Origin of the sequence: Polynucleobacter nymphae (assembly GCF_018882155.1) — a bacterium.
Classification (GTDB): domain Bacteria; phylum Pseudomonadota; class Gammaproteobacteria; order Burkholderiales; family Burkholderiaceae; genus Polynucleobacter; species Polynucleobacter nymphae.
Genome location: NZ_JACVPA010000001.1, coordinates 408,711 through 423,962 on the forward strand (window position 1 = coordinate 408,711; position 15,252 = coordinate 423,962).

Here is a 15,252-nt window from a genome sequence, read left to right on the forward strand (position 1 = left end):
AAAAGCCTTTCAGTAAACCTACTTGGCAGCTTTGTTAGTTACTTTCGCTAGGCGCTGTCTTAATGCCTCATACAAGCATACGCCACTTGCAACAGAAACATTCAAACTTTCTACTACACCCTGCATTGGGATGCGTACGAGCTCATCACAGGTTTCTTTTGTGAGGCGTCGCATGCCCTCACCCTCGGCTCCCATAACGATTGCAATGGGGCCAGTGAGATCAAGGTCATAGATGGATTTTTCAGCTTCATCATCGGTACCAATTAACCAGACGCCCGCCTCTTGCATCTCTTTCATACTCCGCACGAGGTTGGTCACAGTAATGACGGGCATCACTTCAGATGCGCCACTCGATACCTTACTGACGGTTGCATTAATAGATGCTGAGCGATCTTTTGGAATCACTACCGCGTCAACCCCAGCGCCATCTGCTACACGTAAGCAGGCGCCAAAGTTATGGGGATCAGTAACGCCATCTAAAACGAGAAATAAGGATTTCTTCTGCGCACTCTCAGCATCTTCAACCACCTCAGTGATGGTGCGCGCAATCGTCATTTTTTCAGCTAAGGCAACCACCCCTTGGTGGCGATCATGGCCTGTGAGCTTATGTAAGCGCTCAGAATCAGCAGCATGCAAGCGCTCACCCAAAACCTCTTCGGCCTGCTTTAAAAAATCACCCATCCGCCTATCACGACGACCCGGATCAAAATACACTGCCTTTAGGCTCTCTGGGTCAACGCGTAAACGCGCTTGAACCGCATGAAAGCCAACTAATATTTGTTTCATTTGTTTTATTTATTCTTTATTTACGGCGAGCATTGGTGCTGCGGACTGGCGGCTTACTACCAGCAGGCTTACCAACAGACCTGCCAGGCTTCGATTTGCCATTCTTCCGACTGGCTTTGCTCTTAGATTGATTGGCGCTTAAATTACCTGCAGACTTAGCGGCGTTCACATTAATACCGCTAGGTTTTTGTGGGACCTTGCTTTCTGGCCTACTCTTCTTAGATGCGGCTTTCTTATTGGGTCTTCCGGTGTCAGTAGCTAGTATTAACTGACGGCGACTAGACGAGCCGCCCACTTCTGCACCGATCGACTTCACCAGACTAAATTCAATCTTACGGGCATCTAGGTCAACGCGACTCACTAAAACATGTAAACGATCACCTAACCGATACCGAATACCAGTTCTCTCTCCGCGTAATTCTTGACGAGCCTCGTCAAACTGGAAATAATCGCCACCGAGTTCGGTGACGTGAACCATCCCCTCTACAAAGAGGTTCTCGAGCTGAATGAATAAACCAAAGTTGGCGACACTCGTTACTGTGCCAGCATATTCCTGACCTAAATGGTCACGCATGTAATAACACTTAAGCCAAGCCTCGACATCACGTGAGGCTTCATCTGCGCGACGCTCATTCGATGAGCAATGCACGCCCAACTGACCCCAAATAGGCAAGGCGGCATTCGCCCCTTTTGGTGTTTTAGTCCCTTTGGCCGTATTTGCCTTAGCGTCACTATGAGATTTTTTAGCATTGACTGCGTTCTCACGGCCCTTACCTTTGCGAGGCAAAGTCAAATTGAGTGGAACAGTTGGTGACAATGCCGGGACGTATGCTTTCTTCTGCAGGATAGACTTAATCACACGATGGGTAAGCAAGTCAGGATAGCGGCGAATTGGGCTTGTGAAATGAGAATACGCTGGGTAAGCCAAGCCAAAATGACCTTCGTTGTCCGGCTGGTACATCGCTTGCTGCATAGATCGCAAGACTACTGACTGCAACATATTGGCATCAGGACGATCTTTGATCTCACGCATAAGTTTTGCATAATCGCGTGGCTTCGGTTTTTCACCACCGCCCAGAGAAAGGCTTGAGGTTCGCAATACTTGGCGCAAGGTCATTAACTTCTCTTCAGAAGGCTCTCCATGCACGCGATACAGACTTAAGTGTTTATTTTTATCAATGAAATCAGCAGCACAAACGTTTGCTGTCAACATGCACTCTTCAATTAAGCGGTGTGCCTCATTGCGTAGACGCGGTTCAATCCGTAAAATCTTGCCAAGCTCATTACTGATGATCTGAGTCTCAGTAGTTTCAAACTCAATAGCGCCCCGCTTCTCGCGAGCAGATAACAAAATCTTATATAAGGCGTAGAGATTTCCTAGTAATGGACTGAACTCAGAAAAACGCGCGGCCTCAGGTCCCTTGCTATTCGATAGAATCTCCCAAACGGTGTCATAAGTGAAGCGCTGGGCAGAGTGCATTACCGCAGGATAAAACTGATAGGCCAACACAATGCCGTTGTTATCCACTACAGCATCACAGACCATACACAGACGATCTACATTAGGATTTAGCGAGCACAAACCATTAGAGATCTTCTCGGGAAGCATCGGAATGACACGCCTTGGGAAATATACCGAAGTAGCGCGCAGTAAGCCCTCATCATCCAAAGGGTGTCCGGGCTTCACATAATGGGAGACGTCGGCAATACCGACAATCAAGCGCCAAGCTTTGGTTTTGCCGTGCATGATCGGCTCGCAATACACCGCATCATCAAAGTCTCTCGCATCAGCGCCATCAATCGTGACTAAAGGAATGTCTCGTAGATCAACCCGACCTTCTAAGTCTTCTTGTTGCACAGAGTCTGGCAGTGCAGCGGCCTCTTTCATGGCAGCAGCTGAGAACTCATGTGGCACGCCATACTTGCGGACAGCGATTTCGATTTCCATACCAGGATCGTCGATCTCACCTAAGACTTCAACAACACGGCCAAGGGCTTGACGATAGCTATCTGGGTAATCGATGATCTCAACACTCACTACTTGACCCAGTTTGGCCTGGCCTTGCCCCTTGGGGGGAATCAAGATGTCATGGCCAATACGGTTATCTTCAGGTGCCACAATGAGTACGCCATTTTCATTGAGGAGGCGACCAATCACGACTTTATTTGCATGGAGTACTACTTCGACAATCTGCCCCTCTGGGCGACCACGTCGATCTGTTCCCAACACTTTGACGTTGACTCTATCGCCGTGCATGACGCGAGACATCTCTCGCTCAGAGAGAAAAATATCTTCACCACCATCATCGGGAATTACAAATCCAAATCCATCTCGGTGGCCTTGGACTGTTCCTAAACGGTCAGCCTCACGCGGCACCAAGTCTTTTGCTTTACGCATTTAATTCCTTCGGCAATACATGCCCTTGCTATATCTATTGATATCTATTTTTGTTATTAATAAGCCTACTGTATCAAACCATCAAGTCTATGGGGAAAAAGCCAAATTAGCTCAGAAAAGCCTCTATAGCCCTCATCCCTCTATAATAGAGCCATGCCCAGGTGGCGAAATTGGTAGACGCACCAGCTTCAGGTGCTGGCGATCGTAAGGTTGTGGGGGTTCGAGTCCCTTCCTGGGCACCAAACACACTCACTAGACCTTATATGGGGTCAAACCAGCAGATTGCAAGCTTTCGCCTCACTGCTCTCTTGCGATCTTTCTCTCTTTATTAGGCGAACCAAAACCGAGCAGCTGTATAGACTGCCATACCAATCACCAGCGTTGGGATCATTTTCCTAGTGAAATAGAAGGCAATCAGGGCTGCAATTCCGCCCCAAATATTTGGGAACCTCAGATTAAATTCAGCGATACTGGAGGCGCTTACAGGTAAGAATATTTCTGGAGCCAAAATGGCAATCAATGCAGCTAATGGGGCATACCGAATTGTCTCTAGCGCCCACTCTGAAATTTTGATGCGATTACCTAGAAAAATAAAGAAGCAGCGCGCCACGAAAGTCATCGCAATCATCCCAATGATGAGGTAAGTCATTCTCATGCTGCTGTCATTCATGAGATCGCCCCTTCTTTTGGAGATTTATCCAATATCATCCCTACAACTATTGCTGTACCGACTGCCAAAATGATATTGAGCCGAAATGGCAAGCCATAAGTCATTACTGCTACAACTCCCGCCGTTACTGCGGCCCACCTGGCTGACGCGCGATCTAGCATCGGCCCAATAATGACTATCAAAGCGACTGCGCCAGCAAATGCTAAACCCCAGTCATTCGGGATTTGGCTTGCAAGCAAGATTCCCGTGATAGACGCCACCTGCCAAAAAAACCAATTAGCAGCCTGAAAGCCCATCATTGAATAGAGGCGTAAATGCTCTGGATCGGCGGCTAGCTCCTTTTGCGTTTCGGGCTTTGGGAAGCGCTTAATGTGATTTAGATAAGAAAAATCTGTAGTGAAATAGCCCAATAAAATTCTGCGCCAAGTTGATAGATAGAAAAAATGGGCTTGCAATCCAAGGCTGAAAATAACGAAGCGTAAGTTCACCATGAAAGAAGTTGTCAAGATTACCCAAATAGGTGCGCCTACAGCAAGCAAAGGAAGCGCAGCAAGCTGAGCTGAGCCTGCGTAAACTAGTAGACTCATCGCAATTGCTTGCTGAATAGTTAATGCGGACTTAGCCATGGCAATGCCAGTAACTAAGCTCCAAGTCATGATTGTCACAGCGGAATGTGACATCTCCTTAAAGCCGTAGATAAATTCCCGCTGTTGTGCTGGCGTCATATAGAGGATCTAGATTCCCATAGATCGTTGCAAAATCTTGGGCTTCATTTCATCCCATAGACTTTCAAAATCTTCTATTTTTGCTTCGGTTAGCTTCATTGGCTCAAAGAGTCCACCAAAAACAATGGAGCTCTTCCTCACTACCGTTTTATCAAACTCTGTAAGACTGATTGGCTTATCTTCCATATCTCGCGTTAGTTCTGCGGAACAAACGATGGCATCTTCATCATCACGATCCACAACTGCAAACTCAATGTATTGCCTACTCTTATCAACGATGACTAAGGTACCACGCGCATAAGCAACGGCATCATGCTCTTTGACGATATACGCCAAAAACTGATCCTCTTCTTCCTTTTCCATAGCAAGATCATCTATAAAGAAAAGGAATTGATCCCCCTCCCCATTCACTAAGGTGAATACCTTTGGCACTACCCCATGACCCAAGGCTAAGTTGCGATAGTAAGCAGAAATTTCTACGGCGAGGTTTTCAGAGAACAAATGCATAGTATGAATGTAGCTGATGAATGAATTAAGCCAAGATCTTCTTTAGAAACTCTAGGGTACGATCCCAGGCTAATGTGGCAGCCTCGGCCTTGTACTCCAATGGCGGCATGCCACGAACAGCAGATTTAGGGTTAGCAAAACCATGCTTGGCATCATAACGGTGAAATTCATAATGGCAGCTTGCTTGTTTCAACTTTTCTTCTAGCTGATCTACACCTGTAATTGAGAAGAAATCATCATGCAACGCCCAATGCGCCATCATCGGCTTCTGAATCGCTGTTGCATCTACATACTCCAATGGAGGATATCCGTACCAAACAATGGTGCCATCGAGTTCAGGAACATTACAAGCGGATAGCACTGTCAGAGCACCGCCCATACAAAATCCAGTAACAGCAACCTTCTTGCTACCAGTTGCCTTTAGATATTGAACAGCTCCACGAATATCCTGAGAAGCAGCATCGCCAAAGTTTAGTCCACTCATTAAATGCTCAGCCTCATTAGCTTCAAGTGCTAACTTACCGCGATATAGATCAGGCACCAAGGCACGGTAGCCAGCTTTAGCTAAACGATCAGCTACCGACTTCACTTCATCATCTAAACCCCACCACTCCTGAAGGACCACCACTCCAGGGGCATTGGCTTTATCAAGAGGCTGGGCTAAATAGCCTTCAACAGCACCCCCATCGGGTCTTTTAAACTGAATCATGTAACTTCCTTTCGTCTTTCTAAATACTTTACTTGAATGGCCAATACTATCGCGGAACTTGGAAGCTGAAATAATCGCCTGCGCAATACTTAAAAAATTAAACTCCCATTTTATTGCTTGATGTAATAGCCATAAACGCAGCGATTTCCACGTCGTGATGGATCATGCGTATCTTGAATCACTCCATCAACTATTGCAGTTAAATGCTTGGAAACCTTCACAATTAATGTTCCGCCTGGAAGCTCATTAGGCCTGAGGTGTACCTTGCAGCCTGCCCCCACCTTCATTGTTGGAACCCACTCAAAACCGAGTCCAACGATGTAATCATGAAAGACATTGCGATGGTTGCCGTTTCGAGGTGATGCACCCTTGTTATTTAGGCGCCTTGCTAAACGGTCGTTCTTCAGTTCAGCGTAGCTTTGATTGGCGCTTCTTAAGTCTTCATAGACCTGCATATAAGGCAGTTTGGCGGCAATAGCGATTGATCTCACAACACAATCACCAGCCCCACCCTTAAAACCAGCCTGCTCCCTGCCTCCGTCATTAAGTTTTAGAGGGAAAGTCTGCTGGGGTCGAGAAAATAGATTTAGTAAGCCAAACATATTGATGTGTCTAATAAAAAATGGATTTGCTTTGTGGGCAAATCCATTTTGGTTTTTTAATGTCCACGAAAATTACTTCGCTTGTGCTGCTTTTACTTTCAAACGCCAAGCATGTAGTAATGGTTCGGTATACCCATTTGGCTGCTCAAGACCCTTAAAGATCAGATCGCTTGCAGCTTGATAAGCATATGAATCTTTGTAGTTTGGCATCATTGGCTTGTATAGAGGATCGCCTGCATTTTGCATATCAACAATACCAGCCATACGTTGCAAAGCTTCATTCACTTCTGCTTTAGTGACGTATTTATGCAGCAACCAGTTAGCAATATGCTGACTAGAAATACGCAATGTCGCACGATCTTCCATTAAACCTACGTTATAGATATCAGGTACCTTAGAGCAACCAACACCTTGGTCAATCCAGCGAACCACGTAACCCAAAATACCTTGGCAATTATTATTCAGCGCTTCACGAATCTCTTCTTTTGTCCAATCAGGATATAGGGCGATTGGCACAGTCAAGAGGTTATCCATTAAGGTCTCATACTCAGCTTTAGTGTCTTGTTTTTCCATGTCCTTTTGGATTTGCGCAACGTTAACTTGGTGATAGTGCATTGCATGCAAAGTCGCTGCTGTGGGTGATGGCACCCAAGCTGTATTAGCTCCGGCTTGAGGGTGTGCAATTTTTTGCTCCACCATTTCTTTCATGAGATCTGGCGCAGGCCACATGCCCTTACCAATCTGTGCGCGGCCACGTAAGCCACAATCCAAGCCTGCTAATACGTTACGGCGTTCATACGCTCCAAACCATTTAGCGATCTTCATCCGCCCTTTGCGAACCATGGCACCGCCGTACATTCCGGTATGCATTTCATCGCCAGTGCGATCTAAGAACCCGGTATTAATGAAGGCAACACGTGCGCCAGCAGCAGCAATGGCAGCTTTAATATTGACGCTCATACGACGCTCTTCGTCCATGATCCCTAATTTCACAGTGTTCTCTGGCAAACCAAGTAATTTCTCAACCCGACCAAAGAGCTCACTAGCGAATGCTACTTCTTCTGGGCTATGCATTTTTGGCTTAACAATATAGACAGAGCCTTTGCGTGTATTGCCAATAACTTGGCTCGCTGGGCGCTTAATGTCGTATAAAGCAATTAATACTGTCACTACTGCATCTAAGATACCTTCGTAGATTTCCTTACCTTCACTAGTAATGATGGCGGGGTTGGTCATCAGGTGACCAACGTTGCGAAGGAATAAGAGTGAGCGGCCATGTAGTGTCACCACGCCATCTTTTGCGTTAACCGCACCAATACCTGCCGTGTATTTACGGTCTGGATTCAGTGTACGGGTAAAAGTTTTACCACCCTTACTGACTTCTTCAACTAAGGTTCCTTTGAGAATGCCTAACCAGTTCTCATAAGCCAGCACTTTATCGTCAGCATCAACCACTGCTACTGAATCTTCTAGGTCCAAAATGGTTGAAAGAGCAGCTTCTAGTACTACATCATTGACACCAGCTGGATCAGCCGCACCAATGGTTTTGGTCTTATCAATTTCGATATCAATATGAATACCGTTATTGCGTAGCAAAATAGATGATGGTGCAGCAGCATCGCCTTGATAGCCAACAAACTGTTTCTCATCAAGCAGACCAGTAGTACTGCCATCTTTTAATTTCACGGATAGTTTTTTATCTACGACGCTATATGCCACTACATCGCTGTATAAAGCTTTAGCTAAAGGAGCAGATTCATCTAAAAACTGACGCGCATAGGCAACTACCTTTGCACCACGAATCGGGTTATAAGCACCATCTTTATCGGCACCACCTTCTGTGGAGATAACATCGGTACCATAAAGGGCATCATACAAAGAGCCCCAACGGGCATTGGCAGCGTTTAAGGCATAACGGGCATTGAGTACTGGTACGACAAGTTGAGGGCCGGCCTGGAGAGCCAGTTCATCATCTACGTTCTCCGTGGTAGCTAAAACAGTGTCAGGTACCTCATCGATATAGCCAATTTCTTTCAGGTGTTTACGATAGGCAGGCATATCCTTGATTGGACCTGGATTGGCTTTATGCCACTGATCTAAATCGGCCTGCAGGCGATCACGCTTAGCTAGCAATGCTTCATTTTTTGGGCTTAAGTCTTTAACGATCTCATCAAAACCTTTCCAAAAATCAGCGCTTTTAATGCCGGTACCTGGAAGTACTTTGTCTTCGATAAAACGGTAAAGCGGAGTTGCCACTTGAAGGCCATTGCAGGTAGTGCGCGCAGTCATGTTGATATTTTCTTAAGCAAAAGTGAATAAATTAAGTAAAGGAATTATTTTCCATTAACCCTGGAAAGGATGCTGGAGCAAGATAGTTTCGTCACGCTCTGGTCCTGTTGAGACCATGGCAATAGGCTTACCAGCGACTTCTTCAATACGACGCAAGAAGTTTTGTGCTTCGATTGGAAGCTTGTCCCACTCCCGAATGCCGAAGGTAGTGCCCTTCCAGCATGGGAAGTCTTCATAAATAGGTTCGCAGCGTGAAACAGACTCAGCGCCACGCGGCAATACATCAAGAGTCTTACCGTCTAGCTTATAGCCAACGCATAAGCGAATAGTCTCCAAACCGTCGAGCACATCTAACTTGGTAATACACAAACCAGAAAGACCGTTAATCTGAATCGAACGTTTTAAGGCAGCAGCATCTAACCAACCAGTGCGGCGTGGGCGACCTGTTACAGAGCCAAACTCTTTACCAACTTCAGCTAGACGGATACCGACTGGGTCTTGCTTTGCTGGGTTGTCATGATCATAGAGCTCACTTGGGAATGGGCCAGCACCAACACGGGTGCAATACGCTTTAGTAATACCTAAGATGTACTGCAAAGAATCTGGTCCAACACCAGAACCGGCAGCAGCATTACCCGCTACACAGTTGCTGGAAGTGACGTATGGATATGTGCCGTGATCAATGTCAAGTAAGGTACCCTGCGCGCCTTCAAATAGGAGATTTTGACCGGCCTGCTCAGCAGCATAAAGCGCACTGGAAACGTCTACTACCATTGGCTTAATGCGCTCCGCATAAGACATTGCTTCTGCTAGCGTCTTTTCATAATTGACGGGCTCTGCACCATAGTAATTAGTGAGCATGAAATTGTGATATTCCAAGTTCTCACGCAATTGCTCAGCAAACTTCTCTGGATAGAACAAATCTTGAACACGCAGTGCACGACGTGCAACTTTATCTTCGTACGCAGGTCCAATCCCGCGGCCAGTCGTGCCAATTTTGGCTTCGCCACGCTTTTTCTCGCGCGCATGATCAATTGCAACGTGATACGGGAGAATCAAAGTAGTTGCTTCAGAAATCTTCAAACGAGACTGAACATCTAAACCAGCAGCCTCAAGCTCACCAATTTCTTTAAAGAGCGCTTCCGGGGATAGAACCACGCCATTGCCGATGTAGCAAATGACCTCTTTGTGCATGATTCCAGATGGAATCAGACGAAGAATTGTTTTCTTGCCGCCAATGATGAGGGTATGGCCCGCATTGTGACCACCCTGAAAGCGAACCACAGCTTTTGCATGATCTGTTAACCAATCAACTACTTTTCCTTTGCCTTCATCACCCCACTGGGTGCCAATGACAACAACGTTACGACCCTTAGCTTGCTGCTTTGAAGACATATTGAAATCCAAAAAAGATAATTACAAAATAGGTTAAAAAGTCTGCTTGCTTTACTTTATTTTTTCTTTACTTCCCAAGAGCTGCCCTGCTTTACCAGCTCTCGATCACATTCATATTCGGCTGCCTCTACTTTTTCACCAGCCATCGCCTGAATCACTACTTCACCAGAATCACGTAAGGCTGCAATCGCTTTACTTAAGGCAGCATCTTCAAGCCATGGAGCAAGGATGGCTAACTTACGTACCTTCAGTGGTGAGAGGTTAGCTAAAGTCAATAGATCTAATGAAAAACCAGTTGCAGGACGTGAGCGGCCAAAGGCCTGACCGACATGGTCATAGCGCCCGCCTCTAGCGATTGGCTGAGGCAGTTTGTCTACATAAACAGCGAACATCACACCGCTGTGATATTGATAACCACGCAAGTCTGCCAAATCAATACTGAGCTCTAAGCCACTTGATGCACTCACCGCAGCAACTAAGCGCTCGAGATCTGCCAATGCTTGATCAATTGCAGCATGCTTAGGTAATATTTTTTTAGCCCTTGCTAACACTTCTGCACAAGGACCATTGAGCTCAGTGAGAGCCATCAGCGCTTCACTAGTTTTAGTTGGCACGCTTGCCGCCCATTGAGTCAGGCGCGGACGATCTTTAGTCTGCAATAAGCTGTATAAGGTTTCAGTCGTCTCTTTATCCAACTTCTGGTCAGCCAAAATACCATTCAAAATGCCAGCGTGAGATAGATCAAGGTAAACCTTGTCTAAGAGCGCAATTGAAAGTGTTTTGAGCAATAAAGTGATCGCTTCAAAGTCAGCTTCCCAGGTAGCACAACCATAAATCTCTGCGCCCAATTGCAAATCTTCACGTGCAGAGCTACCTACTGGTGTGCGAGCGTGTGCGACAGAGCCGGCATAGCAAAGACGGGTCACTCCAGTGCGATTTAATAAGTGCGCATCAATACGCGCCACTTGCGGCGTTATATCGGCACGCAAGCCCAGGGTGCGTCCTGACATCTGATCTACTAACTTAAAGGTTTGGAGATTGAGATCTGAACCAGTGCCAGTCAATAAAGAATCCAAGAACTCCAAAATAGGAGGGGCAACTAGTTCATAGCCATAGGTTTGATACAAATCTAAGATTGCACGACGCAAAATCTCTACCTTGCGAGCTTGCGCTGGCAAAACGTCTGCAATATCTTCAGGAAGCAACCAGCGATTCATGATCTAGACAATTTACTTTCTTATTTTTTGTGCAGGAACTTGAAGAACTCGCCGTTAGGTTCGACCACCATGATGTCTTTCTTATCTTTGAAAGAGCTACGATAGGCTTCCAAGCTTTGATAGAACTGGGCAAACTGTGGATCACGTCCAAATGCCTCAGCATATAGCGCTGTCGCCTTCGCGTCCCCTGCACCTTTAATCTTTTGGGCATCACGATAGGCTTCTGCCAAAATCGTATCGCGTTGACGCTCTGCATTGGCCCGAATCTTGTCAGACTCAGCGGCGCCCGTTGAGCGCAATTCATTAGCGACCCGCTTACGCTCAGCCTCCATACGGCGATATACCGAATCGCTAATCTCAGCCAAGAGATCTACGCGCTTTAAACGCACATCCACAATCTCTACGCCAATATCAGCTGCATCATCAGCCACTTTCTTGCGAATACCCTGCATGACCTCTTCACGCTGATCAGAAATCAACTCGCGTACAGTGCGCTTAGTGAACTCTTCATTCAAAGCAGAACGCACTAACTGGGTTAAGCGATCTTGCGCTAAGCGCTCATCACCCTTGAAGCTAATAAAGAACTTGCGAGGGTCAACAATACGCCATTTCACATACGAATCTACTAAGAGATTCTTCTTTTCTGCAGTAATAAAGCGCTCTGCCTCTGGATTATCAATTGTTAGAATGCGACGATCAAAGAAGCGCACGTTTTCAAATGGGGATGGCAGCTTCACGCGTAAGCCAGGAGTTTCAATCACGCGCACGATCTGCCCGAAAGAGAATACAACCGCAAATTTACGTTGATCAACAATAAAAATACTAGACGACAGTACATAGATCAAAGCAACGAAGGCGATGCCTGCAGCTATTAAACGATTTGCACTCATTATCTAGGGTCCCGATCACGACTACGGAAACCATCGCGCTTATCGAGAGAGCGATCGTTACTATTGTTTACTGCAGGCGCTGAATTTATTGAGCTCCCACTTGTGTTGGGAGATGGATTATTTATTCCGGTTGCGCCACCTACTGTCACACTTCCAGTCGGAGTAGATGTACTCGTTTGATTCACTTGAGAGCTGGCTGCCTGTGCACTTTCTGCGCTAACTTGAGCAACAATCTTATCTAGTGGCAAATACAAAAGGCTATTACTCTTGGTTGTGTCCACCAAAATCTTGGTGACATTGTTATACATCTCGCGCATGCTATCGATGTACATCCGATCACGCGTTACTTGCGGCGCTTTGGAATACTCCACTAATATTTGTTTGAAGCGAGTAGCGTCACCTTCAGCAGTGGCCATCACTCTAGCCTTATAGCCTTCAGCCTCTTGAATTAAACGGGCTGCAGTACCTTTAGCGCGTGGAATGATGTCATTAGCATAGGCCTGACCTTCGCTCTTCAAGCGCTCCTGATCTTGGCCAGCTTTTACCGCATCGTCAAATGCAGCTTGGACCTGCTCAGGTGGCTGCACGTTTTGTACAGTCACACTAGTCACGAAAATACCACTCTTATAGCTATCTAATATCTTCTGAATCGAGTTTGCTAAATCAATACCAATTTTTTCGCGTCCTTCGTAGAGCACGGTGTCCATCTTGCTACGAGCAACAATTTCACGAACGGAGGTTTCAGCAGCTTGTATCACTGCAGCATCTGGATCACGATTGTTAAATAAATAATCGGTTGGATCTTTTAAGCGATATTGCACAGCAAAGCGTACGTCGATAATGTTTTCATCTTCGGTAAGCATCGAAGAATCTTTTTGATTCGTTGCCTTAATCAATACCGGGCGACCCACTTCAACAGAGCGAACGCCAGAAAGATTTACTGTTTCATCCGACTGAATTGGCCAAGGCATACGCCAGTTGATACCTGGCCTAGCAGTATCAGCGTATTTACCAAAGGTCAAAACCACGCCAGCCTGACCTTCTTGAATGATGAAAAAGCCACTGCAAATCCAAATGAAAAAGAAAACTGCTGCACCAATCAGGATGCTAGCCTTAGAACTGAATGGATTGGTGAAATTGAAGTTTGGCGCACTCATACCGCCATTGCCGCCACCGCCACCATTGCCGCCGCCGCGCTGTGATGGCGGAGGAATATCAGTGCTATTGGGTTTATTCGCTGGCTGGCTGGGTGAACCGTCTGGTTTTTTCTTGCCGCCAAAGATGCCAGCAATTCTGTCATTGAAATCACGCCAGAGCTCATCCAAATCTGGAGGGCCGCCTGGCTTAGTTGGTGAATTCGTTGGTGAATTCGTTGGTGCAGTTTCTGTCGGCTTATTCGTATCCGGATCTACTTTTGGAGCTTGATCACTACCCTGCCCATCTTTAGCATCTTTGGAACCGCTGTTGTGGCTATTGCCCCAGCCTGGATCATTGACCGAAAAGAGGTCGAGAAATTTACGCATCATTAGAAAAATAGCTTCGGTTTGGGATCGGATTAAATTCAGCAGTATCTGGTCGTTCGGGTAAGGGTTCTAAAAACTCGTCCGGGGCCAATTGCTTCTTGGCACGGTTGTGCTCAACCCTTATTCTATCAGTCATTTGCGAGCATTCAGCCAAGGCCGCGCGGAGCAAATCAAGACCTAGGCCTGTTCTGGCAGACAGGAAAACCTGGCCAGGAAAGCCCTGCCCATCTCGCTCTAAAACTGCCCCGCGGGTAAAGGTTTGAGGCATCTGGTCAATCTTGTTCATTACCTCAATCCGAGGGATCTGATCTGCCCCAATTTCTTCCAAAACCGCCTCAACTTCAGCCTTCTGCTCCCGAGCTACTGGGCTGCAGGCATCAATAACATGCAAAATCAGATCAGCATGGATGGTTTCATCCAAAGTAGCCCTAAAAGCCTCAACCAGCTGATGAGGCAGATCGCGGATGAATCCCACGGTATCGGAGACCACAATCGAACCCACCCCCTCCAAATGCACTTTTCTAGAGGTGGTATCTAAAGTGGCGAAAAGTTGGTCAGCAGCATAAGTCCCTGCTTTCGTTAGGGCATTAAATAAAGTCGACTTGCCAGCATTGGTATAGCCCACCAGAGAAACAGAGAACACATCCTTTCGATTGCGCGCCCTTCTCTGCGTTCTTTGTTGGCGTTGGAGTTTCTCGAGCTCATTCTCTAAACGCTTCGCTTTCGTTGCTAGCATACGGCGGTCTAGCTCCATCTGGGTTTCACCTGGACCGCCACGCACACCAATACCGCCACGTTGACGCTCCAAGTGACTCCAAGCTCTTACTAAGCGAGACATGCGATAGCGCACTTGCGCTAACTCGACTTGAGTTTTACCAATGTGACTTTGCGCTCTTTGACTAAAGATATCTAGAATCAAGCCCGTGCGATCCATCACATGACGGTCAAGGTGACGTTCTAAGTTGCGCTGCTGCGTTGGAGAAAGTGGATGATTGAAGATCGCAAGCTCTGCGTTCTGCTCTTCCATCACGCGCTTGAGTTCGTTTACTTTTCCAGAGCCAATATATAAAGCCGGATCTGTTCTGCCTTTACGGGCAATGACACTAGCTGTGGGAATGGAGCCAGCGCTATCAGCCAAGAGACTGAGTTCAGCCATGCTATCTGCAAAATCTTCGCGTCCCGTATCAACACCAACGAGGACGGCGCGTGCCGCATCTACTCCAGTTTTATACAGGGGCGCCTTCTTCTATGCGGAAGTCAATCGCACGCGCTGGGACAATCGTAGAGATTGCATGTTTGTAAACCATCTGCGTTACCGTATTGCGTAATAGCACGACGTATTGATCAAAGGATTCAATATTGCCTTGCAATTTAATACCATTAACGAGATAGATCGAGACAGGAATGTGCTCTTTGCGCAAGGCATTCAGAAATGGATCCTGTAGTAATTGAATTTTGTTGGTATTCATACTGCTCCTCATTTGTTTTGTAATTAGGGAGTCTTGCTTTTTTTGATGAAATAAAACTTTTAAAAAGTACTG

General features: G+C 46.5%; 14 protein-coding genes and 1 tRNA gene. 1 reads left to right on the plus strand and 14 read right to left on the minus strand.

The window, feature by feature from the left end; genetic code table 11:
* Positions 1-18: 18 nt before the first annotated feature.
* Together rlmB and rnr are read right to left on the minus strand one after the other, a co-directional pair.
* Positions 19-786, minus strand: a complete 768-nt coding sequence (rlmB, locus tag ICN29_RS02110; RefSeq protein ID WP_216129260.1) for a 23S rRNA (guanosine(2251)-2'-O)-methyltransferase RlmB — start codon at positions 784-786, stop codon at positions 19-21.
* Between the two features lie 16 nt (positions 787-802).
* Positions 803-3,184: a ribonuclease R gene (rnr, locus tag ICN29_RS02115; RefSeq protein WP_216129262.1), complete on the minus strand. Its 2,382-nt coding sequence runs from the start codon at positions 3,182-3,184 to the stop codon at positions 803-805.
* A 155-nt stretch (positions 3,185-3,339) separates the two neighbouring features.
* Here rnr and ICN29_RS02120 point away from each other — a divergent pair.
* Positions 3,340-3,426: transfer RNA gene (locus tag ICN29_RS02120), tRNA-Leu, on the plus strand.
* 86 nt (positions 3,427-3,512) lie between these two features.
* Here ICN29_RS02120 and ICN29_RS02125 read toward each other — a convergent pair.
* From ICN29_RS02125 to hfq, 12 genes are all read right to left on the minus strand, one after another.
* Positions 3,513-3,854, minus strand: coding sequence for an AzlD domain-containing protein (locus ICN29_RS02125; protein ID WP_216129264.1), 342 nt, complete (start codon positions 3,852-3,854; stop codon positions 3,513-3,515).
* The gene (locus tag ICN29_RS02130; protein WP_216129266.1) at positions 3,851-4,579 is read right to left on the minus strand and encodes an AzlC family ABC transporter permease; all 729 of its coding nucleotides are present in this window, start codon (positions 4,577-4,579) and stop codon (positions 3,851-3,853) included. The genes ICN29_RS02125 and ICN29_RS02130 overlap by 4 nt, the downstream gene beginning before the upstream one ends.
* Positions 4,580-4,588: 9 nt before the next feature.
* Positions 4,589-5,086 carry a hypothetical protein gene (locus tag ICN29_RS02135; RefSeq protein ID WP_216129268.1) on the minus strand — a complete coding sequence of 166 codons (498 nt, stop codon included), beginning with the start codon at positions 5,084-5,086 and terminating at the stop codon, positions 4,589-4,591.
* A gap of 25 nt (positions 5,087-5,111) precedes the next feature.
* Positions 5,112-5,795: a dienelactone hydrolase family protein gene (locus tag ICN29_RS02140; RefSeq protein ID WP_216129270.1), complete on the minus strand. Its 684-nt coding sequence runs from the start codon at positions 5,793-5,795 to the stop codon at positions 5,112-5,114.
* 110 nt (positions 5,796-5,905) lie between these two features.
* Positions 5,906-6,397 (minus strand): hypothetical protein, encoded by a 492-nt coding sequence (locus ICN29_RS02145; protein ID WP_216129272.1) that lies wholly within the window; start codon positions 6,395-6,397, stop codon positions 5,906-5,908.
* Positions 6,398-6,469: 72 nt separating this feature from the next.
* Positions 6,470-8,686: a malate synthase G gene (locus tag ICN29_RS02150; RefSeq protein ID WP_216129274.1), complete on the minus strand. Its 2,217-nt coding sequence runs from the start codon at positions 8,684-8,686 to the stop codon at positions 6,470-6,472.
* 54 nt (positions 8,687-8,740) lie between these two features.
* Positions 8,741-10,081 (minus strand): adenylosuccinate synthase, encoded by a 1,341-nt coding sequence (locus ICN29_RS02155; RefSeq protein ID WP_216129276.1) that lies wholly within the window; start codon positions 10,079-10,081, stop codon positions 8,741-8,743.
* A gap of 56 nt (positions 10,082-10,137) precedes the next feature.
* Positions 10,138-11,298, minus strand: a complete 1,161-nt coding sequence (locus tag ICN29_RS02160) for an ATP phosphoribosyltransferase regulatory subunit (protein ID WP_216129278.1) — start codon at positions 11,296-11,298, stop codon at positions 10,138-10,140.
* Between the two features lie 20 nt (positions 11,299-11,318).
* Positions 11,319-12,188 carry a protease modulator HflC gene (hflC, locus tag ICN29_RS02165; RefSeq protein ID WP_216129280.1) on the minus strand — a complete coding sequence of 290 codons (870 nt, stop codon included), beginning with the start codon at positions 12,186-12,188 and terminating at the stop codon, positions 11,319-11,321.
* Positions 12,188-13,714, minus strand: coding sequence for an FtsH protease activity modulator HflK (gene hflK, locus ICN29_RS02170; protein WP_216129282.1), 1,527 nt, complete (start codon positions 13,712-13,714; stop codon positions 12,188-12,190). Before hflK ends, hflC begins: the two co-directional genes overlap by 1 nt.
* The gene (gene hflX, locus ICN29_RS02175; RefSeq protein ID WP_216131907.1) at positions 13,704-14,945 is read right to left on the minus strand and encodes a GTPase HflX; all 1,242 of its coding nucleotides are present in this window, start codon (positions 14,943-14,945) and stop codon (positions 13,704-13,706) included. The genes hflK and hflX overlap by 11 nt, the downstream gene beginning before the upstream one ends.
* Positions 14,938-15,180 carry an RNA chaperone Hfq gene (hfq, locus tag ICN29_RS02180; RefSeq protein ID WP_216129284.1) on the minus strand — a complete coding sequence of 81 codons (243 nt, stop codon included), beginning with the start codon at positions 15,178-15,180 and terminating at the stop codon, positions 14,938-14,940. Before hfq ends, hflX begins: the two co-directional genes overlap by 8 nt.
* Positions 15,181-15,252: the final 72 nt, after the last annotated feature.